The organism is Bacillus sp. NH11B (assembly GCF_001884205.1).
GTDB lineage: Bacteria > Bacillota > Bacilli > Bacillales > Bacillaceae_G > Bacillus_A > Bacillus_A proteolyticus.
Genome location: NZ_MAOG01000052.1, coordinates 1 through 23,123 on the forward strand (window position 1 = coordinate 1; position 23,123 = coordinate 23,123).

The 23,123-nt window shown below is 33.7% G+C and carries 12 protein-coding genes and 3 pseudogenes; 5 read left to right on the forward strand and 10 right to left on the reverse strand.

Features of this window, described 5'->3' with window-relative positions:
• On the reverse strand, positions 1-478 hold a 478-nt coding region (locus BAU27_RS08355), incomplete at its 3' end, for an Ig-like domain-containing protein (RefSeq protein WP_071770633.1).
• Positions 479-2,353: 1,875 nt separating this feature from the next.
• Here BAU27_RS08355 and BAU27_RS08360 point away from each other — a divergent pair.
• Positions 2,354-2,944 (forward strand): TetR/AcrR family transcriptional regulator, encoded by a 591-nt coding sequence (locus BAU27_RS08360; protein WP_071770634.1) that lies wholly within the window; start codon positions 2,354-2,356, stop codon positions 2,942-2,944.
• Positions 2,945-3,361: 417 nt separating this feature from the next.
• Positions 3,362-3,649: pseudogene (locus BAU27_RS32845) on the forward strand (collagen-like protein); the annotation flags it as partial.
• A gap of 123 nt (positions 3,650-3,772) precedes the next feature.
• Here the strand turns inward: BAU27_RS32845 and pdxR are convergent.
• Positions 3,773-5,164, reverse strand: a complete 1,392-nt coding sequence (gene pdxR / locus BAU27_RS08375; protein WP_071770659.1) for a MocR-like pyridoxine biosynthesis transcription factor PdxR — start codon at positions 5,162-5,164, stop codon at positions 3,773-3,775.
• Positions 5,165-5,273: 109 nt separating this feature from the next.
• Between pdxR and BAU27_RS08380 the strand changes: the two genes are divergently transcribed.
• Positions 5,274-6,179, forward strand: coding sequence for a DMT family transporter (locus BAU27_RS08380; RefSeq protein ID WP_071748181.1), 906 nt, complete (start codon positions 5,274-5,276; stop codon positions 6,177-6,179).
• A 301-nt stretch (positions 6,180-6,480) separates the two neighbouring features.
• Here BAU27_RS08380 and BAU27_RS08385 read toward each other — a convergent pair whose 3' ends face one another.
• From BAU27_RS08385 to BAU27_RS08405, 5 genes and pseudogenes are all read right to left on the reverse strand, one after another.
• Positions 6,481-7,002 carry a GNAT family N-acetyltransferase gene (locus BAU27_RS08385; RefSeq protein WP_071748180.1) on the reverse strand — a complete coding sequence of 174 codons (522 nt, stop codon included), beginning with the start codon at positions 7,000-7,002 and terminating at the stop codon, positions 6,481-6,483.
• Positions 7,003-7,197: 195 nt separating this feature from the next.
• A pseudogene (locus BAU27_RS08390) lies at positions 7,198-7,433 on the reverse strand (hypothetical protein); the annotation flags it as partial.
• A gap of 187 nt (positions 7,434-7,620) precedes the next feature.
• The gene (locus tag BAU27_RS08395; RefSeq protein WP_071770635.1) at positions 7,621-8,193 is read right to left on the reverse strand and encodes a histidine phosphatase family protein; all 573 of its coding nucleotides are present in this window, start codon (positions 8,191-8,193) and stop codon (positions 7,621-7,623) included.
• Between the two features lie 224 nt (positions 8,194-8,417).
• Positions 8,418-9,572 (reverse strand): 1-deoxy-D-xylulose-5-phosphate reductoisomerase, encoded by a 1,155-nt coding sequence (locus BAU27_RS08400; protein ID WP_071770636.1) that lies wholly within the window; start codon positions 9,570-9,572, stop codon positions 8,418-8,420.
• Positions 9,573-9,665: 93 nt separating this feature from the next.
• Positions 9,666-10,919: an MDR family MFS transporter gene (locus tag BAU27_RS08405; protein ID WP_071770637.1), complete on the reverse strand. Its 1,254-nt coding sequence runs from the start codon at positions 10,917-10,919 to the stop codon at positions 9,666-9,668.
• A gap of 102 nt (positions 10,920-11,021) precedes the next feature.
• Here BAU27_RS08405 and BAU27_RS08410 point away from each other — a divergent pair, with 102 nt between their 5' ends.
• Complete coding sequence (locus BAU27_RS08410) at positions 11,022-12,668, forward strand: ABC transporter substrate-binding protein (protein WP_071770638.1); 1,647 nt, start codon at positions 11,022-11,024, stop codon at positions 12,666-12,668.
• 465 nt (positions 12,669-13,133) lie between these two features.
• Here BAU27_RS08410 and BAU27_RS08415 read toward each other — a convergent pair.
• Positions 13,134-13,319, reverse strand: a pseudogene (locus BAU27_RS08415) (hypothetical protein); the annotation flags it as partial.
• Between the two features lie 200 nt (positions 13,320-13,519).
• Between BAU27_RS08415 and BAU27_RS08420 the strand changes: the two are divergent.
• Positions 13,520-14,476 (forward strand): alpha/beta hydrolase, encoded by a 957-nt coding sequence (locus tag BAU27_RS08420; protein WP_071770639.1) that lies wholly within the window; start codon positions 13,520-13,522, stop codon positions 14,474-14,476.
• A 102-nt stretch (positions 14,477-14,578) separates the two neighbouring features.
• On the opposite strand, the gene BAU27_RS08425 is transcribed toward BAU27_RS08420, so the two are convergent.
• A complete protein-coding gene (locus tag BAU27_RS08425; RefSeq protein WP_071770640.1) occupies positions 14,579-16,033 on the reverse strand; it encodes a pyridoxal phosphate-dependent decarboxylase family protein in 1,455 nt (484 codons plus the stop codon).
• 55 nt (positions 16,034-16,088) lie between these two features.
• Positions 16,089-23,099 (reverse strand): non-ribosomal peptide synthetase, encoded by a 7,011-nt coding sequence (locus BAU27_RS08430; protein WP_071770641.1) that lies wholly within the window; start codon positions 23,097-23,099, stop codon positions 16,089-16,091.
• Positions 23,100-23,123 lie beyond the last annotated feature (24 nt).

The following is a 23,123-nucleotide window of genomic DNA, read 5'->3' on the forward strand; positions in this document are numbered from 1 at the left end:
TACTTGGACCGGTAATTGTTACAGACTGCTTATCTACAGTTGTACCGAAATTAGTTTCAATCTCTTTCTTTTGATCCGTTCCTACATTAGTAGCTTCCACGAAAAAGTTTAAATACCCTTGAATATCTTCATATGTATCCACTTTATCATTAAATGTACATACCACAGTACCTGCTGTAACTTTACAAGTGCCATAGTCATTTAATGGAAACTCTCTATCTAATCCTTTTAATTCTGGAGGCAGTGTTAATGTTAGTGTGTCTCCAGGCTTCAGCCTAAGTCCATCTTTTTCACTGAAGTTTACAGTTACTTTAGTCCGTTCTGTGGTACTTAGATTTGTTTTACCAATCTGAAAACTATCCACAAGTCCTGCTGTATTTACTTCTTGCGCCTTAGCGATTGTTGGTATTAAACTTTGGGCCATAACAACCATAAAAATTAAAAAAGTTGAAAGCCATTTTTTAAAATTAATATTCATGTTTCCTCCTATTATCATTATGAAATTTTTACTCCTCGTTACAACATTCGAATAAACCTATACCCACCTCCTTAAATCTATTGCAACAATTTTTTTATATAAGCTTCTTTTTAAAAATAGAAATATTAAAAAAAGTTTTTCCTTATCCTGTAATTAATAACATTATAGATTATTAATTAAATATATTAAGTTAGTTAATCCTATATGATTATATAGACAACTTATCCCCTAAAGGCGATAACACCTCTCTAATTAATTAGAGAGGTGTTATTAGCGCATTTCTAACTATTCAAATATAAAACCAATGATATAAGCTAGTTATAGTAGCAAGGGTCCTAATATTATTTATCCCTAAATTTCACATGAAGTTTTTCCAACTTCATCATTTTGATTCAACCATTTATTATACGCTATTATAATATTATTCATTTGTAGCAGTTATCAAACCGAACCGTTCGGTCTGTTTAAATTTTAAAATTCTTTAGTTTTACTTCGCTTATAGAATTGGTTCTTGTATCTCCTTTAGCTGTTTTCTCTAATGATTAACAGTTACAATCAAGTCTTTTTCAATTCTATCATTTTGATTATATCATTTATTACACACTATCACAACATCATTTCAACATCATTCCAACATCATTTCAACATCATTCCAACATTATTCATTAAAATATATTTGTACATTTTAACACAATCTCTAATTCACCATAATAATTCTCAATATATATTATTCACTGACTTGTAGAATAGTAATGCTTTTCATAATTTTTTTATATAGCCCTTTATGTTCCAAAAACCACAAAGATCAAAAGCACTTTATTATTTAACAATTTTAATTATACTTTTTTCGCTTGGAGACCATTATTAATAATGCAATTAAAATTAAGATTCCTCAAAAGTAATTTTATCCTTAAAACTACTTTTTGGGTTATTTTGCGCGTTGCTAGTACAACAATTGTACTATTGTCTATATTTATAACTGGCGTAACAATAGTTATTCTACTAAACTCAGATTAAACGTAATCCAGCGACAATTCTTTCGTTTGGATTCCATAATAAATGTTCACCTCTCCGGAAATTTGGCAAACCTCTATCATCTACAATTGATTACAATATCATAATAAAATGGAATTTTCTACTTTTTGTATATTCTATCGATATAAATTCACCTAAATAAATTCTCTTTTTCATGAGTAAACATATATAGAAATCAACTAATATATCATAAAATCATTATTCTAAAAAACAAAAAAATATAAAATCAGGTTTTATATCCAATGAAATTTCACATATAAAAAATTCTTTTTTATATTAATAAACCTTTTAATATATACAGTAGGCATTCCGTTTCCTACTCATTCCCTTAAGACATTTGAATTAACTACGGCTACCAATAGATACTCAGCATATAAAAGGTTATACATACGTTAAAAAAATTTCTTTCCACTATAATTACTTATGAAGGCTTAAATAATTTAAATTATAATGATCACAATTACACAAACAGACCGAATAATCCGGGTATAATCATATATTCCCCTTTGTTTCTAAGTACTTTTTTATTAAATTATAAAATAACATGATTGGCATAAATATACACACCATATTATATATGAGTATCCAATGCAGAAACAAATATATTTACAGACTTATCACTTGCTTTAAATAAATATGTATATAATAATATATAAGTAACATTTAATTCTTGTAGTGTGAGAGAAACAAAAAACTTATGACTTACTTTACATTTATCATTTTAGAGTAAACTTATATAACAACAAATAATGTAAAAAATCTATTTTTAAGAGTATAGAAAAAATCCAGAATAAAAAAGATTAATAATTCATTTTTTTAAATTTGAGAGGAACATTGATTATGGCTAAGGTAGATAAGATAAAAGAAAAAATAATTGAAAAATCTTTATATCTATTTAATACGCAAGGGATTTCCCGTACATCAATTCAAGATATAATGGATGCTACTTCTCTGCCTAAAGGTGCTATTTATCGCCGATTTAAAGGTAAAGAAGAAATTGCATTGGCTGCATTTCATAAAGGTGGAGAAATCATATGGAGACATTTTTATAAAGCTATAGAAAATAAAGAGAAAGTCATTGATAAAATCATTGCCATTTTCCTTGTATACCAAGATGCAGCCAACAACCCTCCAATACCTGGTGGGTGTCCTTTACTTAATGTTGCAATTGAAAGTACAGATGTCTTTCCTGAGTTACATAAGGCAGCAGCAAAGGGATATGATAATACAGTAATACTAATGGAGTCTCTTATTAGAGATGGAATAGAAAAAAGGGAATTTACTGATGATATAGATGTTTTATCACTTGCTTCTTTTCTTTCTTCTTCTATGCAGGGAGCTATTATGGCTAGTCGAGTATCAAAAAATAATATACACCATCATTATTTTCTAGAACAAATAAGACAACTTCTTAATTCATATTCAACGTAAAAAGAGACACAACATATATATTTTAAAAAATATATTTAAAAATAAACCAGCTACAAGCATAGCTTTCTTGCAGCTGGTTTATTTTATGTTTATTTCATACTTTACTGATCCTCTAATTTATTCAATTATACGTTTCGTTCAGCACCTTTATATCCAATTCACCTTTGATTCTGACTATTTTATTAGCAGGTAAAGTTCAAAAAGTTAATTTAACCGAACAATATTTTAAAGCTACATAACTAGGGTTCTGGTGCAAAAACTTAAGGACAATTGTAATGAATCTTTGGCTCTAGAACCTGCTTGAACATTTGTTGAATCAATCTATCTCTCATTGTAGGTATTCCTAATGGGCGTTTCTTTCCATTTGGTTTAGGTATTTCTACCCTACGTACCGTGTTTGGCTTGTAGTCTACAAGAGCATTTCTTATAGCTTCTGTATCTTTTCCAGAACTTGGACATGGATGTCCTCCTCTCGCTACAACTCTCGGTACATTAAATATTCCACATATTATACCTGTTGGAAATCAACCGCAATCTAGTTTCCAACATTATACTCTTGTTGTGTGTATACCTGCTGGTGTGACTACAGCATGTGTTGCTTTCCAAAATATTGCTACAGGTGGAGAAGGCGCAACAGCTTTTGTTGACAATGTTGTATTTCAGCCTACTGGTGGACCTTGTACTTCATGTTCACAAAATTTTTAATGTATTGATGTACTTGAAGCTTTTCATTTTGCTGGCGAATCCCATAATTACTAAGGAGAGCCTTTGGGCTCTCTTTTCATATTAGGAAGAACGAAAAAATTTTTTTCAGGGTAAAAATCAAGATTACAGCCAAATTTTTGCTAATTGAGAAACTCCTTCTATTATCTTTTTTTCACATAAATTACCCAATCCCAGTTGAATATGGGGATATCGTGGTATGTAGTTCGAGAAATATGTTGAACAAGGATAAACTACAATTCCGTGTTCATATGCCCTTTCAATTAGCATTTTTTCACTCATTTCTGTTTTCACTTCAATAATAACGAAAATTCCGGAGTTACCACCTTTTATTTCAACATGATTCTTAAAATTTTTTAATAATTCCCTATTCAATAGATTCATTTTACGTTTATACAAAGCTTTCATCTTCCTTAAGTGTGAGTACCAATATCCTTCATTCATAAAGGTCGCCAGTGTTCGCTGATGAATAGATGAGGATGTTTGCTCCAGCAAAGGGAGTATCTTTTTATATTCACTTGTTAGCCTCCTAGGCAAAACCATATAACTGACACGGATAGAGGGTAGCAGTGCTTTTGAAAAAGTTCCTAAATAAACCACCCTATCATTAGAATCTAAACTTTGAAGCGATGGTATAGGTTGATGGATGTATCGAAATTCACTATCATAATCATCCTCAATAATATATCCGTCCACCCTTTTTGCCCATTGAATTAACTTTAATCTTTCATTGACGGGGATAGTCACTCCATATGGAAAGTGGTGAGTAGGAGTGACATATAAAAGTCTGGAAGGCGATTTTAAAAGGAGATCGACTTGGATGCCTTGTTCTTTTACCGGGATTGGATCAATGATAAATGATTGAAGAACAAAAAGTTCCCTTGCCACATTATATCCAGGGTCTTCTACTGCCAGATAATGATAGTCTTGCTTTAGCAACAGCGACAAAAGTAATAACAAGTGCTGTGTGCTACTGCCAATAATAATTTGTTCTGCAGAAGTATTAACTCCTCTTGATTGAAACAAGTAATCTGTTAGTACCTTCCTTAATTCAATGTCGCCTTGTTTTTCTCCGTATGAAAACATGCTAGAGTCTTTAATGACTTTGTTTGTAAGCATTCTCCATTTTTTCAAAGGGAAGTTTTCTTGATCCACTGTCCCAATCTTAAAGTCAATAGTTTTCGTGGCAGTGCGATTTGTTTCATGATGCTGTTCTCTAATGGGTTCATAATTAAGTGTCTCATCCGATATAGTAGCCTCTACAAAAAATCCCTTTTTGTTCTCACTTCGAATATATCCTTCCGATTGCAGTTGTTCATAGGCTACTTGTGTTGTGTTTCTGCTGACCTCTAATTGGATAGCAAGTTGTCTAATCGATGGCAATTTTGTACCCTTTTCTAATTTACCAGATAAAATCTGAGTACGTATGTATTGATAAACTTGTTGGTACATAGGAGTGTTACTTTCTCGATTGATATTAAATATTAGTTCATTCATCATTGTAATACCTCATCTGTCATTTGTGTTTATTGTAAACTGTACCTTTTAGAAATGACAGTATAAATGCATAATGAATTTAGAAAAACATTGATTTGGGAGAAAACTTATGACAATATTTATGTACATATTTTGTTTAATTGTATGGGGACTCAACTTTATTGCAGTAAAAATCCAAGGAACTCCTGTCAGCTTAGAATTATCCTTAACTTATCGTCTAGTTATGACAGCCTTTTTATTTTTGATTCTTGTTTGGTTCCTTCGACCAAGAGGGATGCCAACAAGGAAAGATATCCCATTTGTAATAGTTTTTGGTGTGTGTAACTTTGCATTAAGCTATTTATGCCTTTATTACGCCACAATTTTGAGTTCTGCCGCAATCGTAACATTGGTTTTTTCATTAAAAGTGATTTTGACCCCGATTACCCTTCGGATTTTTTTAAAAGAAGAGTTACATTCACGCGTTTTGGTTGGGGGGATTTTTGGTGTATTAGGCGTATGTATTCTCATCTATCCGAATTTGAACAACTTTCAAGGGTCCAATGACATAAAAGGAATTATGTTTGCGTTCTTAGGTACGCTTGTTACAGCAATAGGTGATGCCTGCTCGGCACGAAATGCAAGTCACAAGGTGAATCCTATCTATGCAAATGCCATTGGATTTACAGTGGGCAGTATATTGATGGGAGTAATTGTATTATTTCAAGGACAAGAATTTATATTTCCAACATCGTTTTCATATTTATTTGTGTTGCTATATTTAACTTTGGTTGCTTCATTTGTAGCATGGTTATTCTATTTAAAGCTTGTAGAAAAAATTGGAGGAGCTCGAAGTGGCTATATGGTTGCACTTTTCCCGGTAATTGGAGGAATAGCTTCCGTTTTAATCGGTGAGTCCGACCCATCATTGTATTTGTTTGCTGGTTGTTTTTCTAGTTGTATTGGCGCTGCTATCGCATTGGGGTTTAGAACTCGGAAGCAAGTTGCGAAGTTTGCTCTAAAAAGAGTTAATTAAGAAGGAATAAGTGTTGTGAACTTGAAAATAGAGCTCATTTATTTGGTATGCAAATCTTTAAAGAAAATACACTGAATCTTTAGAAAAAGAAAAAATCTCACCTGAAATTAAACTTATATAACCTTAGCTTGATGGGCATGCGGTAGCACCAACAAAACGCGGATTTCGTACGTTATCAAGACCTAAATAAAAAAAAGATTAATAAATTAAAGGGCATAACATATTAGTCATATATAATATGTTACGCCCTTTGTTATTCGACAAACTCACCCGATAGTATCATAAAATACTAAGTCTATTACTACAAGTCGGAGGGTAACATTCCATATACAATACTATCTGTCCATTCATTTTTATTCCAAAAATCTTGTATGAAATGGGCTTCCTTTCTCATGCCTATTCGTTCACACAATTTTTGTGAAGCTGTATTACGTGCATCAAGATTAGCTTGTATACGATGTACATTTAATTCATTAAATAATTTAAATACCAAACTACTTACTGCTTCTGTTGCCAAACCTCTCCCAGCTACTTCATTTGAAAAACTATAACCAATCTCAACAGTGTCTTTCATATCTGTGTACCATACGGATAAATCACCAACTACTTTAGTCTTGTATATAACTGCCAAACTTAATAGTGATTCTTTAGTGAGTACATTGTTTGCTAGCTTCTTATTAAATCTTTTCTGCATATCTTCATGAGTCCACTTATTATGTAATAGGAACTTACATGTATCATCATTATTATAAATAGCAAATACATCCTGTAAATCAGTACTCTTAAAAGGTCTAATTATTAATCTTTCGGTTGTGATTTCCAAGTTAGCTCTCCTCCCTTACATTCATACTACAAAACATTTTTTTATAGTATTTAAACCTCCTTCTTAGATTTTATCTTGATTACATTTTTCATCATAGAAAATTAAAATCCTTCTTTTACTAAACTGCATCGTTAGCTGCATAAGAAAAAGAGCTACAATCGCAGCTCTTAAATTATTATTGCATCAGTTAGTTGAATAACAAATAATATTATCTAATATAGTTTCTCCACTATCTTTTTTATATAAATTATAGCTAACAGGTAGACGGCCAATTATATACTTATTATCAGAAAATCCGACAATATCATCCCTCCCTAATCCTATCGAAACACTCCAGACAAAAATAATCTGAAATATAAAATAAACAACAATACCACATAAGAAAAAAATAGGGTTGATTTAAAAAATAACTTTAAAGGTATCCTGCCCAAAAACATTCCCTCCCATTTCACCTCGGGATAGCAAGAACAAAACATGAATTTTGTACGCTAAGGAACCGAATTTTTTAGATTGTTGAAATCAATCCCCCGTCAGTGCCATAAGAAAAAGAGTTACCGCAGTAACCCTATTGCTTATAATACACGTCATTGGGAGAAGCTATGGATGAATAAAGTCAATCTATGAAATTTCCCACAATCTTTTTACCTCCACCAATTCCTGTCCATTGAATTCCATTCTATATATATCTGGTTTTGATGTCTGTAGTAAAAAATTCAAATCATACTTACTGTCATAATACCCCATCATCAAAGTCATAACAGCTCCATGAGTGCCTAATACTACTTTCTGTCCTCGATAGGTGTTTAATAATTCTTTTAAGACTTTTATAGCACGTTTCTGACAGTCGACATTAGACTCTCCTCCCATTAAAGCAAAGTCGGGGTCTAAGAATGACTTTTTTATCAAAGGGAATAATTCTTTATCCGACATTCGTTCCTCTTCAGCAATAAAGATTCTCTCTTTTAAGTCCTCAAATACTAAAACTTCTTGTCCTATTTGCTTCGCTAACTGCTGAACAGTTAGAATTGAACGATTGTATGGACTTGAGATAACTACGTCGATTCCCTCATCTTGTAATGCATCTGTTATTCGTTGAACATCTAATTTTCCTTTTTCAGTTAATCCTCTCGTTTGTTCTTTACCAGATTTTGGTGATTCCCCGTGTCTCACCATATATATGAAAGTTTTCATAATTACCTCCAACTTTTTAAGTTTCTTTATTCCATATATAGCTTATATTAATTTTAATAAACTTTCCCGATGACCATAACTAATACTCACTATAAAGCCTTCTACATGCGATATCTTAAATACGTTTCTTTACAATTCCGTGAACGAAAATGTATTATGTAATAAAATAATAGAACACGTAAAAAAGAGTGCTAAAACAGACGCGTTCTGTTCTAGTTCTTTTTTCATTTTTTAATTAATAATTCGTTTGCATATTCACGAGCCCAGCGATCGGCATCTAATACTGTTTCTAAATCTGGATTTGCAATGCTATGATGAGCTTCAAGAGTGGAATAAATTGTCTTTTCAATATCAAAAAATGAAATTACATTTTGTAAATATAGCGCATTTGCAATTTCATTCGCTGCATTTAATACAGCTGGTGTTGTACCACCAATTTTTCCTGATTCATACGCATAATGTAAGCAAGGGAATTTTTTGAAATTTGGTTTTTCAAAGTGTAGGCTAGCTATCTCTAGTAGGTTTAATTTTTTATAGTTTGATTGTAATCTAGTTGGATAATGGAATGCATATTGAATCGGCATTCTCATGTCAGGGGCACCGAGCTGTGCCATGATAGAGCCGTCTATAAATTCAACTAAAGAATGAATAACACTTTCTTTATGAATTAAAACATCAATTTTCTCATAAGGGATATCAAATAACCAACGTGCTTCCATGACTTCAAAGCCTTTGTTCATTAATGTAGCTGAATCAATGGTTAGTTTTGCTCCCATTAACCAGTTTGGATGCTTTAAGGCATCTTTAGCTTGTAAGATTTCCATTTCTTCGCGCATTTTATCTCGAAATGCACCGCCGGAAGCAGTAACAATAAGCCTCTCGATTTCTTGAGTATTTTCCCCATTTAAACATTGAAAAATGGCAGAGTGTTCACTGTCTACTGGAATTAAGCGGCAGCCGTTTTGTTTCGCTAAATCTGTCACAATATGCCCTGCCGCAACTAATGTTTCTTTGTTAGCAATTGCTATATCTTTTTTCGCTTTTAATGCTTCAATTGTTGGAAGGAGACCAGAGACACCGACAACTGAAGATAATACAAGATTAGAATCAGGGTGAGTTGCAACTTCAATTAATCCATCTGTTCCATATGTGACTTTTGTGTCCGTAGGAATTCGCTTCCGAAGAGCATCTGCTAATTCTTTTGTACTTACACTTACAATTCGAGGGTGAAATGTATATATTTGTTTTTCGAGAAGGTCAATATTGTGATTTGCTGTTAAACCAATAATTTTAAAATGTTCCGGATGAGAAGTGACTACATCTAATGCAGACGTACCAACTGAACCAGTTGAACCAAGAATTGAAATATATTTTACCATAATAATTCCTCCAAAGTTGTATAATCCCTTTTTACAAATCTATCCTACGATTCTATAGAAAGAATAGCGTATTATTTCATTTAAAGTATTATATTATGATGACATTTTATTCAACCTTTCCTGAGATTGAATGTTGGTTCTAACAAACAGTCCAGTGTATAAGAGGAATGTCCCCATTATTGCAATGATACCAATGTAAACGGACATCATCGTAGGAACCAAAAATGCACCAATGATAATAGTCATTCTTGCAGTTAGATCCGCTCCAATATATGCTAGACCTGCAAAAGCTGAATACGATCCTCTTTTATCAGCCGGAATCATATTAGCTTGTTCTGCATTTCTGATTGGGGAGTAGACAAGTTCACCAACAGTGGCAATAAAATTAAAAATAATCAGTACGTACCAAGTGTTTGCAGATGTTACTGTCACATAGCCTACACCATAGAGCACAAGACCTAAAAGTAACGCTTTTTTTCCACTTAGACGATCTGTAAATTTATTTACAATAAACGTTAAACATACTACTAAAAGCATATTTTGTATGTTAAGAATACTTAGCATCCTCACTCCTACTATTTCAAAGTTCCCAATGCTTATTGGATTGAATGTTTCTGAAAGTCGTACACCAATATAACTGTTTAAAGAAAACTCTGCCGCAAATATGCAGGTAGACCCTATTACAACTCTTAAAAATGCTCTATCTTGAATAGCAACTTTATAGTTTTGAATTAGATCAAGTACTATATTTCCCTGCCTTTTTTCTAAGCACTCTTTAACTTCTGCAACTAACCAAATTTTATAAGCAATCGGTAATGTAGCAGAAACAAAAGTCAGTAATATAAACAACTCTTTTTGGTGATTAATGTATAAAAAACCACCTAATGCTGCACCAATTGCCATAGAAAGATTCATAAGCCAATAGTCAATTGTATAAACAGCTTTTCGATTTTCTGGTGTAGTTGAGTCTATGATGATAGCTTGCATGGATGGGCGCCCAAGACTGCTAGTTATTATAAAACCTACATAAGCGATTGCAAATAACCAAATCATCTTATCTGTAGGATATAAGCTTAAAGTCATGAATAAAAACATCAAAGTACTAGAAAAAGAAGTTAACAATAAGATTTTCTTTCGTTGAAAGCGATCTGAAATGTAACCTCCAATTAAATTTGAAAAAAAACTTAAAATAACCGTTAAGATTAAAAATAACCCGGCCCATACTTTATTTATTTCTTGAGCAAAAAACAATGCCATGAAAGGCATTACTGCTGATGTAACAGCACGATTAAAAAACGATGTAATTAAGCGTACTTTTATATTTTGCTCAAAGTCTTTCCAATTCATCGTATCTCCTCCCTTTGTCTAATGTTATATTAAACTAGACTTATCAAACTAAAAATGGACATATTCAGAAAAACATGTCCACTTATAAAAGGAGATAGGAAAATGGATAAAAATTTACTGAATCTATGGCAATCATTTTCTTCAGGAAATATAAAAATACAAGACCTAGCAGATTTTTTAAATTTAAGTACAAAGCAAACAGTACGTTACTTACATAAATGGATGGATGAAGGTTGGCTGACTTTCATTTCTGGAAAAGGTAGAGGAAATTCCTCTTCTCTCCAATGGTTGAAAAATATAGAACAAATCTATGAGTCACAAGTAATGGAAATTATGGATCAACAACCCGTTGAAAAAAGTAGTAAATATTTACTATATAATTGGTCTCCAAACAGTAAACTACGCTTGATGACTAAGTTTCATTCGAAATTTGGCTATATACATAATTCGGATGATAAATTAATTATTCCTAGAAGAAAGCCCTTTTTAACAACACACCCGCTCGAGGCTACCGATGTACATAGTGCACATATTGTCGCGAACGTTTTCAATCGACTTGTTTATATGGATGAAAAGGGGAACATATTCCCTGAAATAGCTCACAGTTGGGATTTAACTCAATCCAAGCTTAGACTATATTTAAAAAAGTCTATAAAATTTCATGATGGATCCATCTTAACAGCAGCTGACGTGAAACTATGTCTCTCAAAACTACGTAATCATAAATACTATAAAGACTTATGGGCACCCATAGAAAAAATAGAGATTGTATCACCATTAATTATTGATATACATTATCCAGATAGTTGTAGTTATTGTTTACAAATGTTATGCATGATAAATACAAGCATTTATAAAGAAAATAACGGCCAAATCATAGGAACCGGTGGTTTTTATATAGGAGAGAATAACCTGGAGAAAACATCATTGATAGCATTTCATGATTATTTTCAAGAAAGACCTTTGCTAGATACAGTAGAATTCATTCAGGTCCCTCTAGAATTTGATACTATTTATCAATCTTCCAAACACCATAAATGTAATTCTACCTTTCAAGTAGAAAGGAATTCAGGTTTCGGTGTTATAATTATGAATGCTTGGCGTAATTCCTCAATTCAACACATAGATGTTCGTAATTACTTACATTCTATTATCGCTAGCAATATGAATCATATTCATGAATATGATTCTCAAAAAATCCCAAATATTAAAAGCTGTTTGAAAGACATAGATCATCAAATCAATATTCCAAAAAGAAAACGTCCCGAATTTAAAGAACCACTTATTATAAAAGCTACTCAGTATACAGAAGCGACAACAAAATGGTTAATGAATATCTTAGAAAAAGAAAATATACCTTTTCAAGTTAAATGGGTTCCATTTGAAAACTATCTTAGGGATGAAAAACTTAATGAACAAGTCGATCTCTTTATTCATGGTGAAGTATTCGAGATGAATCAAGAGATATCATTTTATTATTTTTTAACAGCTAGATATTCACCATTGGCTAAGGTTTTAAAAACAAATAAATCACTAAAAAACCACCTTTCTAAATACAAACATACACATTTTGAGGAGTGGGCTTCATTAAATAAGAATCTTGAAAAAGAACTGATAGAATCCTCTATTATGATTCCCTTATACTACGATACACGTCAAATTCCTTTTTCATCAGATTTAACGAATATTAAGATGAAATATTTTGGATATGTGGATTTTTCTCAACTTTGGATAAGACCTTTAATTTAAAATTCACAAGAAACCTAATCCACTTGTAATAATTATCACCCTATTTAATTTCCCTGATGCCAAAGGTGAATTTTTTAGGAGTACGGATTCATCGCTATCAGATCAACTAAACTGGTATCTTAGAGTCATCAACTTAAACACTAAATAACACCATCTCCAGTTTTCAATATTTTGAAGGACTCACAAAACAAAATTATTATCTCTCCACAGTTATCTATGAGAAGTTAGCTCGTTTTTTCGTTTTGGGGAACCATCGATTTCTAAGCTTGATGACGATGTGGCGAGACTTCTTAATATAACACCAATTTATCAGTAGTCGTATCTAGAAACCTAAAAAAGTCCATTTAGAAGATCTAAAGGGACTTTTCACTCATATAATCCTATCTATAGTTAAACAAATAAGATTGAATAAATTCAGAGGCCTTTGGACCTATACCCTGTTAACATAATATTTGTACTGTTCTCTTATATCAATACCTGCGCATGAGCATTTACCTGAAATAAATACCAAAATTCTTTTAAGGAATACAAATGTGTTAATCCTTTCCGAGCATGAATTCGAACAGGTACTTCTTGCAATGTATCATGAAAATATAAAGGATCATCACTTGGTTCATTTGGAAAACCAAGTGTAAATAAATACAGCGACATAAAACCACTTTGGCCCTAAATCACCTTCTTGTATAATTAGTTGCATGAAACTTTCTCCTAAAAGAAGGTTTATTTTTCGAATATTCAGTTGACGATTATGACATATCCACTTTACAATTTAATGGTGATGATTTTCTCACAATTAAACTACTTAGAATCTACTTTACATATGTAAAAACAATAAAAATAGGGGTGTTAAAATGAAGAACCGAGTAAATGCAGATTTATTACCAGGTTTAGAAATGTTTCCTGATCTCGATTTACGCCCAGAGAACTTACAAACAATCAGAGAAGGAATATCGCAAATGAGACCACCTACTGTTGTTGATGAATCCCTTTCATTAACAGATGAAGTCATTGTTGGACCTGACGCTAATCCATTACCATTAAGAATTTATCGTCCTAAATTAAATAATGGATCCTTACCTGTCCTGTTATGGATACATGGTGGTGGTTATATCTTAGGGTCTATAGATGATAATGATGATACTTGTATGAGGTTTGCAAAAGAAGCTGGCTGTGTGGTCGTGTCTGTAGACTACCGTTTAGCTCCAGAGCATCCTTATCCAGCACCAATTGAGGATTGTTATGCAGCATTAAAATGGATTGCTGATAACGCAGAGTCATTAAACATTGATTCGAATCGAATTGGTGTTGCAGGAGCGAGCGCTGGCGGTGGACTAACAGCAGCATTGACATTATTAGCTCGCGATCGAAAATATCCTTCTATTTGTTTTCAAATGCCACTTTATCCAATGATTGATGATCGAAATAATACACCTTCTACGAATGAAATTAAAGAAGGATTTGTTTGGAATCAAAAGACAAATGAAGCTGGCTGGAAAATGTATTTAGGAGAAATATATGGGACGGATAATATTCCTGCCTATGCAGCCCCTGCTCGAGCAGAGGATTATAGTAATCTGCCATACACCTACACGTTTGTTGGTCAATTAGATCCATTCCGCAGCGAAACATTAACCTATGTAACCAAACTTGCGCAAGCTGGTGTTGATGTCGAATTTCATTTATATCCTAGGTCCTATCACTGGTTCGAAGGATTAAATCCAAATGCCGAAGTATCTATTTATGCTGTGAATGAAATGATACAAGCAGTAAAGACCGGTTTCGAAAGAGTAGCTAAGGTAGAGGCTTAATCTCTTTACATATTCTATTATCTTAACAACAAACACACTCTCTTATTAAAAAGAGAGTGTGTTTGTTGTTGTACATTTTTTAGTGCTTTCATTCCGTTTTATTTAAAGTTGCGGAATTGAAATAAGATGTTTAGACGATATGTTTACTTCCTCTGCAAGTTCTTTGATTTTCATCATAATTTGATTCATTTCTTCTGTTGTCGTCCTTGGGTTGATGGAACAAAGTCGAATTACCATTATTTCTTTTAATTTGGTCGTACTTAGCATAGCGAATCCTCTATGATTAATCTCTTCCACCAGTTTTTTGTTTATTTCATGAATTGTATCTGTAGATGTTAGTCCACAAGGAATATAACGAAAAGTAACAATCCCTAACTGGGCAGGTGTTACCACTTCCCAATCTTTTTCTTTCCTTAAAAACTCTTCAACTTGTTCAGCTAACATAATGCCATGATCAATTGCCTCGCGAAAAGCTGTGACTCCAAATACTTTAAAAGAAAGCCATACCTTTAATGCCCTAAATCTACGAGAAAGTTCAATTCCACGCTCCCCAAAATTCACCTTTTCTTCTATATTAGTTTCCGTATCCTTAATATACTCTGGGATCATACGGAACGTTTTGCTTAAGTATTGGCTGTTTCGAATGAGTACACAACCAACATCATAAGGTTGAAAAAGCCATTTGTGCGGGTCTAACGTCAAAGAATCGACACGATGAATTCCTCTTAACAACTCACTTCCTTTTTCACTGAGAATTGCTGCAGCCCCATAAGCCCCATCCGCGTGCAGCCATACATCTTCATCATTACAGAGATCCGCCAATTCATTGAGGGAATCAACCGCTCCGCAATTAGTTGTCCCTGCATTAGCAATAACACAGAATGGTTTTTTCCCTTTTAATCGATCTTCTTTTATTTGCTTTTTTAAAGTACTAACTGAAATTCTTAAATCTTCATCTGTTTCAATTCGGCAAATTTGATGATGTTTAAACCCTAATACTTTAAGTGCTCGATCTACAGAAAAATGAGTTTGGTTAGAGAAATACACAACTGCATTTTCTATGTCATTATTCAGCTTGACCTGTCTCGCTACAGTAAGTGCAGTCAAATTAGCCATGGAACCTCCACTTACAAATATCCCTTCGGCTGAATCAGGGAATCCTAGCATTGATTTTAACCAGTTGATTGTCGTTAATTCGATTTGTTCAGCACCGGCACCTACTATCCAAGCTGTAGGAAATACATTGAACCCACTTGCTAAAAAATCTGCTACTACACCAACATAATTATTAGGACCGGGCACAAAAGCCATAAAATGAGGATGATCCACATGAGTAATTTGATTAAACACATTGCTATTAAGAAAATTAAGTAATTCTTTCGGGTTGGATCCGTTTTCTGGAATTGTTTCAGTTAGCTTGTCTCTAAAAATATTAATATCAATCGTTTCAGATACTGGTTTACTTTTTAAATGATTCATATGATCAACAATCAAATCAACCGCTTGATATCCTAACTGACGCATCTCTTCGGCTGATAACTGCAGGTTTTTCGTCATTTTGTTTACTCCTATTCTATTTAAAAAGGCGAGTTCTTACTCGCCTTTTCATTTTTTATAATTTGTAATCACCGATTGCCTGTGTTGGATTTTGCAGAATTATGTTGATTAACTGATGGATATGATTCAATATTCCCTGTATTTTCTCCGCTTCATATACAGTTTGATCATATCCAAACTTTATTGTAAGTTGCTCTTCAGGGAAGCACATAATTCCATACTTTACATGTGGCTCATCAACGACTTGGTAATCTGTGATGGCAAAATTTCTGTTTTCATTTGAAGAAAAAATAGCCTGGTTAGTTGGATAGTTTTCAAAAACCCAAAGATGGTCGGTAAGCTGATTCATCATTTCACTTTGTTTTTGTATCTCAACAAATGAATAGTATGCATACTCATTACATTTCAATGTTTCTAGTTGTACTTTTTGCATAAAGTCCACAAAAGATTGCGTTTCTGTCCATGCTAGTCGGATAGGCAAAACATTTGTGAACAGACCAAACATATTTTCAATTCCTTCTACTTCGTGAGGTCTGACAGATACTAGATTAGGTAATACTACTTCTCTCATTCCGTTGTATTTGCCAAGCAATATTCCCCATACAGCTAGTAATGCCGAATTCATAGTTGTATTGTTTTTATTCACAAATGTCTGTAACTGATTAGTCAAACCCTTATCTAATGTTAAATCCATAAATGTGAAATTTAACCCTTCACTTTGAGTTGGTAATTTCTTTTTAGGAATACTAATTTTTTGATTGTATCCTGATAAATAATCCCGCCAAAAATGACGTGCTTTTTCATGATCTTGTGCTAAAGTCCAGTCTATGAATGTTTCAAAAGGTTTTACCATAGGTAACTCCACTGTAGTTCCCGCATTTATTGTTTCGTAGAGTTGGAATAATTCGTCTATCAAAATGCTGACGCTCCAACCATCACATAATAGATGATGGGAACTCCAAACCACCTTATGCTCGTCATTCCCTAGTTGGAATATACAGAGACGGGTCATTAGTTCATCGGTTTTGAATCCTCGACTTAAATTTTCATTTATCCACTGGTCTAGGAATTCTTGCTGCTCTTGTTTCGTCATCTCGATCAAGCTTTTTGTCACTGAAATCATTTGAACATCATGTAGAACAGCTTGCCAAGGTTGTGCTTGTTCATCTTGCACAATAATCGTTCTTAAAGAATCATGACGATTAACTAATTGTTGGAAACACTGAATAAAGAGATCAATATCCAGCTCCCCCTTTAGTGTCCAAATTGTTTGTTCAAAATATGCATTTGTATCAGGTTCAGTGGCAGCATGTTCATAAATAACTTCCTGGAAAGGTGCCAATGGGTAAATTCGTTCTATTTTTATACCCGGTATTTTTTCTTGTATTTTGGTAAGTGTATGCTGATTAAGTTGTTTATCTTTAACCTTTAGTAATGTAACTTTATTTTCGTTCAATTTCTTTACATCATTTGTTTGTGAACTTGAAAGATGGTCTAGCTTTTTAACAAATTGAACCATGTCTCCTAATACAGGAAATGAAAATAGATTTTTTGGCTCTAGCTCAAATCCTTGTCTATACAGTCTGACGGAAACTTGAATCGCTTTTATCGAATCTCCACCTAAGGCAAAGAAATGATCATTTACTCCAATCCGATCTACTTTGAGTACTTCTTGCCAAACATTAGTTAATATTTTTTCCATTTCAGTTTTTGGAGCAATAAATACTTCACTTTTTTGTTTCTCCGGAGCAGGGAGCGCTTTTCTATCTAATTTCCCGTTTGGAGTCAAGGGCAGTTGTTCCAAATAAACAAAATAAGAAGGAATCATGTAATCTGGCAAGTAGTCTCGCAAATGCTTTCGTAGTTCTGTTGTACTAATATTTTGCTCAGTTACCACATATGCGACTAAAAATTTTATTCCATTCTCATCTGTCTGATCAATCACTACAGCATGTTCGACTTGTTTGTAAGTGAGAAGACAATGGGCGATTTCTTCTAACTCTACTCGATATCCTTGAATTTTGACTTGATGATCTTGGCGTCCTAAAAATTCAATATACCCTTCAGGATGCATTTTGCCACAGTCTCCTGTCTTGTAAATAAGACCAAAATCCGGATGTGACACAAATGCTTCATTCGTTTTCTGTTCATCATTTAAATATCCTTTAGCAAGGCCCACTCCCCCAATATATAAATCCCCAATTACACCAACAGGGCACATTTTCTTTTCATAGTTCAACACATAATACGTTTGGTTTGCCAATGGCATCCCATATGGAATACTATTCCATTGTGATTCCACCTGTTTGACAGGATAATAAATTGACCAAATCGATGCTTCTGTTGCTCCTCCTAGTGAAACTACTTCCGCAATCGGAAAATGTCGTTTTATTTTTTCTGGTAAAGAGAGTGGAATCCAATCTCCACTATGTAAAACTAAACGCAAGGAAGAATGTTCAAAATGAGAACCTACTTGCTCCAATGCCAAATCCATGATTGCAGGTACTGTATTCCAAATTGTAATTCCTCTACGTTCGACGGTACGGATTAATTCTTGCATGTCTCTTGGATCACGAATCATTACCAACATTGCACCTGTGCTTAACGTTCCGAAAATATCGTATACAGATAGGTCAAAACACATGGAAGAGATACCAATAATACGATCATCTTCATTTACCTGATATTTTTGATTAATATCTTGAATGGTATTTGCAACCGCTTGGTGAGTAATAATTACTCCTTTTGGCTTTCCTGTACTTCCTGAAGTGTAGATAATATAGGCAAGATCTTCCGGACCAGCAATGGCAGGAAGATCTACTGTTGTATATAATGACAAGTGATTTTCTTCATAAAGACTAGGTTCTAATAAAAGTTTACATGAGCTATTTTCTAAAATATATGTTTGGCGATCTAAAGGATGGTCGGGATCAATCGGTACATAAGCGGCACCTGCTTTTAAAATCCCTATCATATTAGCAATTGTGTTAACTCGTCTCTGCGCCAAAATCCCAACTTTGTCACCTAGACCAATTCCTTGTTTTTGCAAGTAGTGCGCAACTTGATTGGAGCGCTTATGAAGCTCCGAGTAAGTTAACCATTCTTGTTCAAAGACCACTGCTACTTCATCTGGTGTACGCTTTACTTGATCTGTAAATAATTGATACAGAGTAGTTGAAGGTATTTTTTCTGTTGTCTGATTGTATTGCTCAATTAAAGTTTGATCCGATTCTTTCATTTGCAAAGAGGTTACGTCACTTTGTTTCACCAATTGTTCCAACAAGTCAACAAATTGGGAAAACATTGCTTCTATTACATCAACATCAAACAATTCTTCTACATAGTTCCAGCTAATTAATAACTCTCCATTTTTTTCAATTACCACATTATCCAAATACACTTGTGGAGTCCGAGCATGAATATGGCGAAGAGAACCAAGTTGTTCCCAAGCAAAAGCACCCGCACCTGCTAGCATCGAGGTGAAAACAATTGGCATAACTGCTTTTGGCGTCATTTGGTGATATCGAGTGAAATCTCGAATAAAGTTAACTCCATCGTAATGCCGATGTTCAAGGCCATCTAATAAAGTAGATTGCGTTTGTTTTACTCTAGTAAAAAAAGATTGCTCTGGTTTTACATCAACATCCAACAAGATGAGCGAAGTGAAATCTCCCACAATCTGCTCTACTTCTTCATGAACAGGATAACGGTTAAATACAGTCAAGTTAATAGCCAATTTACGTTGGTTACTCCAATATGCCAACACATCTCCATATATCGTACATAGTAGAGCGGAAGGAGTTACTTCTTTCTCTTGTGCTAACTTCCGTAACTTTGTCCATTTTTCATTGTCCAGGATCTTAGTAAGTGATTGGAATTTAGGAGTAGCAATCTCTGCCGGATCCTTTTTTAATAGCAAAGAAGGTGCGAACGGAAAGTCAGGAAGCTTACTTGTCCAATAATCTATTGCTGTTTTATATTCTTTGCTTTGCTCCATTTCATCATAGATAAACATGTAATCTTGAAAATCAAAAGATAGAGATTCTAATCTTTCCTCTGGTTTGTAATAATAATGAAACAAATCATGTCCAACGATGTTCATGCTGGCTCCGTCCATTAACAAAGCATCGTATCGAAAACATAACAAATACGTGTCTTCTTTTAAAAGAAAGGCTTTTAATTCAAACAAAGGCCATTGCCCCAAAGGGAATACATGGTTAGTCATTCGAGAGCGTTCTTCTTGCAAGTGAGCGTTTTGTTCCCCATCATCTAAATCAATGAGACTTTCTATTTCAATCTCGTAATCAGGAACGCTTTGTAAGATTTGTTGTTTTCCCTCTGGCAAGATCATAGCTCGTAACATTGGATGACGATGAATTACCTTTTGAAAACTTTTCGAAAGACGATTGATATCCAATTTTGTTTCATATTCAAAATAAGTTTGAGGTGAAATACCACTTAATTCAAACTGTGAATTCCGTCCTAACATGTAAGCTGTTTGAACCTCTGTTAAGGGAAATGGCTTAGACAAATCTTTAACACGAGTTGGTATATTTTCAAAGTTTTCCTCTGTATGCTCTACCTCTACACAAGAACTAAGCTGAGCAATCGTAGGATGTTTGAAAAAATCTGTTGTACTTATTTTCAAACAGTCTTTTCTTAATAAATTAATTATCTGTAGTGCTTTAATCGATTCTCCTTTTAAAGCAAAAAAATTATCATGAATACCGATTCCCTCAATCTCTATAACTTTTTCCCATGCATGCACCAATTTTTGTTCAATTTCATTGCGCGGGGCAACGTATGGAATTGATAAATACTCCGTTTGCGTTATATCCAATAATCTTTTCCGATCTACTTTCCCATTTGGATTCAACGGAACCTCTTCCACCTGAATCATTTTTTCAGGAATCATAAACTCAGGTAATTTATTGCTTAAATATTTTCTAAGCTCACCAAAAGGGACCTTATTATCCGATACATAGTAAGCGGCTAATAATTTCCTGTTTCCATATACCTGATCAACAACGATAGCTTGGTTTATCTCTGGATATTCCCTTAACTGAGTTTCGATTTCTCTTAATTCAATCCGATACCCTCGAATTTTCACTTGATGATCCATTCGACCTAGATATTCAAATTCGCCATTAGGCAACCAACGAACGAGATCACCCGTATGATACATCATTTCTCCTGTCGCAAAAGGATTCGGTACAAATTTTTCATCTGTCAGTTTAGGTTTACCAAGATACCCTCGGGCTACCGCAACGCCAGCAATGCAGAGCTCACCCGGTATCCCAAATGGCTTTAATTGACCATACTTATTCAATATATAGGAACGATAATTGGGATTGGGATTTCCAATCGTCACTTCTTTGGCAGAGCTCATATCTTTTACTGCTGCACAAATGGTCGTTTCTGTAGGACCATAGATATTTAAAATTGTCGCTTCACTGATACATCGAATTTTCCCTACCAAATCAATGGAAAACGCTTCTCCTGCTAACAAAATGGATTTTAAATCTTTTAGAAAATTTGCCCCTTCTGGATCACTCAAAATCACTTCCATTCGCGATGGCGTTGATTCCCATAAATCCACTTTATGTTCTTTGACCAAATGAGCCAATTCTTTTGTTGCAAACTGGTCCTCTGTAGCAATGACTACTTTCGAACCTTGCGTTAAAGGCAGACATATTTCTAACAAGGAAATATCAAAAGAAATACTAGCAAGAAACAAGAACGACTGATTATCTTTTACTTTGTCTCTCATAACACTTAAAAAATGGACAAGAGATTTCTGTTCCACCATTACGCCTTTTGGATTACCTGTTGATCCTGATGTGTAAATAACATAAGCTAAATCATTAGGATCACTTTCTCGAACTAAATTGCATTCTTCACCTTGGAAGTGATGTTCTTCATCAAGATATAGCACTTCACCAGCAAATTGCGGTAATTCTACCTCTGTTCGCTTGCTCAGTAAACATTTTGCTTGACTATCTTGTAACATATATTCAATTCGTTCACTTGGATAGTGAGGGTCGATTGGTAGATAAGCTGCCCCTGATTTTAAAATTCCCATCATGCCAATGATCATTTCCAATGACCGATCTACCATAACCCCAATAATACTTTCTTTCGATACACCTTTACTTTGAAGAATAGAAGCCAATTGATGTGCTTTCTTATTCAATTCTCTATATGTCAAAGATTGATCATTACAAACAACAGCAATTTGATCTGGGGTTTTTAACACTTGCTCTTCAAATAAATCTTGAAATGTTTGAGACAAGTCTATGCCCGTCTGACCTTGATTCAATTCTTCTAGCAACTCTTTCTCTTCTTCTGAAATAATACAAATATCTTTCACCGCCAGATTCGGATTTTTTGATACTTGCTTTAGAACATAAAGATAAGAATTTGCAAACTGTTGCAAAGAAGAGAATGAATGAGACTTGAAAGAGATTTGAAATTCAAATTCATTATGTATTTCATTCCATTTTCTCCGTATCCAGATGGATAAATTATTCTCTGCATATTCTTCTAGCGAATTTTTATTATGCAATCCTTCCATCCCAATAACGATTTGAAAAGGAGTTAAATGGTGTTTCGCTAATAATTCAGAGAGTGGATAACTCTGATTGTCATACCCAAATAAAGTCGTTTGTTCAACTTGATCTACCACTTGCTTAAAAGAGTGATTCGGTTGGATTTCACTTCCTATAGGAAGAAAATTATTATGATTTTTCCTTTGTTCATCATTTTTTCCAATTACAGGAACCCCAATTGTAATCCTTTCTTGATCTGTATAATGTGCCAAGCAAACCCTTAAAGTTGTCTGTAACCAGCTAAATAAAAGTATATCCTGAGACTTACTTTCTTTTTGTATAATTTGACTAAGCTCTGAATCCATAATGACTTGAATATGGTCGCACGGATTGTCTTTATTCAATTGATAACCACTATTAAATAAAGAAAAATCGAGAACCTCGGAAGATAATTGCTCCTTCCAAAACGTTTCTATCCTTTTATTCTCATGAATTGAAGTTCGATCTTTAATGTGCATTTTTATCTTTAGCCCCCTAATATT

Coding starts and splice junctions, on each gene's coding strand:
- BAU27_RS08420 (WP_071770639.1), top strand. CDS start 13,520: ATGAAGAACCGAGTAAATGCAGATTTATTACCAGGTTTAGAAATGTTT.
- BAU27_RS08380 (WP_071748181.1), top strand. CDS start 5,274: ATGACAATATTTATGTACATATTTTGTTTAATTGTATGGGGACTCAAC.
- BAU27_RS08360 (WP_071770634.1), top strand. CDS start 2,354: ATGGCTAAGGTAGATAAGATAAAAGAAAAAATAATTGAAAAATCTTTA.
- BAU27_RS08395 (WP_071770635.1), bottom strand. CDS start 8,193: ATGAAAACTTTCATATATATGGTGAGACACGGGGAATCACCAAAATCT.
- BAU27_RS08430 (WP_071770641.1), bottom strand. CDS start 23,099: ATGCACATTAAAGATCGAACTTCAATTCATGAGAATAAAAGGATAGAA.
- BAU27_RS08425 (WP_071770640.1), bottom strand. CDS start 16,033: ATGACGAAAAACCTGCAGTTATCAGCCGAAGAGATGCGTCAGTTAGGA.
- BAU27_RS08405 (WP_071770637.1), bottom strand. CDS start 10,919: ATGAATTGGAAAGACTTTGAGCAAAATATAAAAGTACGCTTAATTACA.
- BAU27_RS08400 (WP_071770636.1), bottom strand. CDS start 9,572: ATGGTAAAATATATTTCAATTCTTGGTTCAACTGGTTCAGTTGGTACG.
- pdxR (WP_071770659.1), bottom strand. CDS start 5,164: ATGAATGAACTAATATTTAATATCAATCGAGAAAGTAACACTCCTATG.
- BAU27_RS08410 (WP_071770638.1), top strand. CDS start 11,022: ATGGATAAAAATTTACTGAATCTATGGCAATCATTTTCTTCAGGAAAT.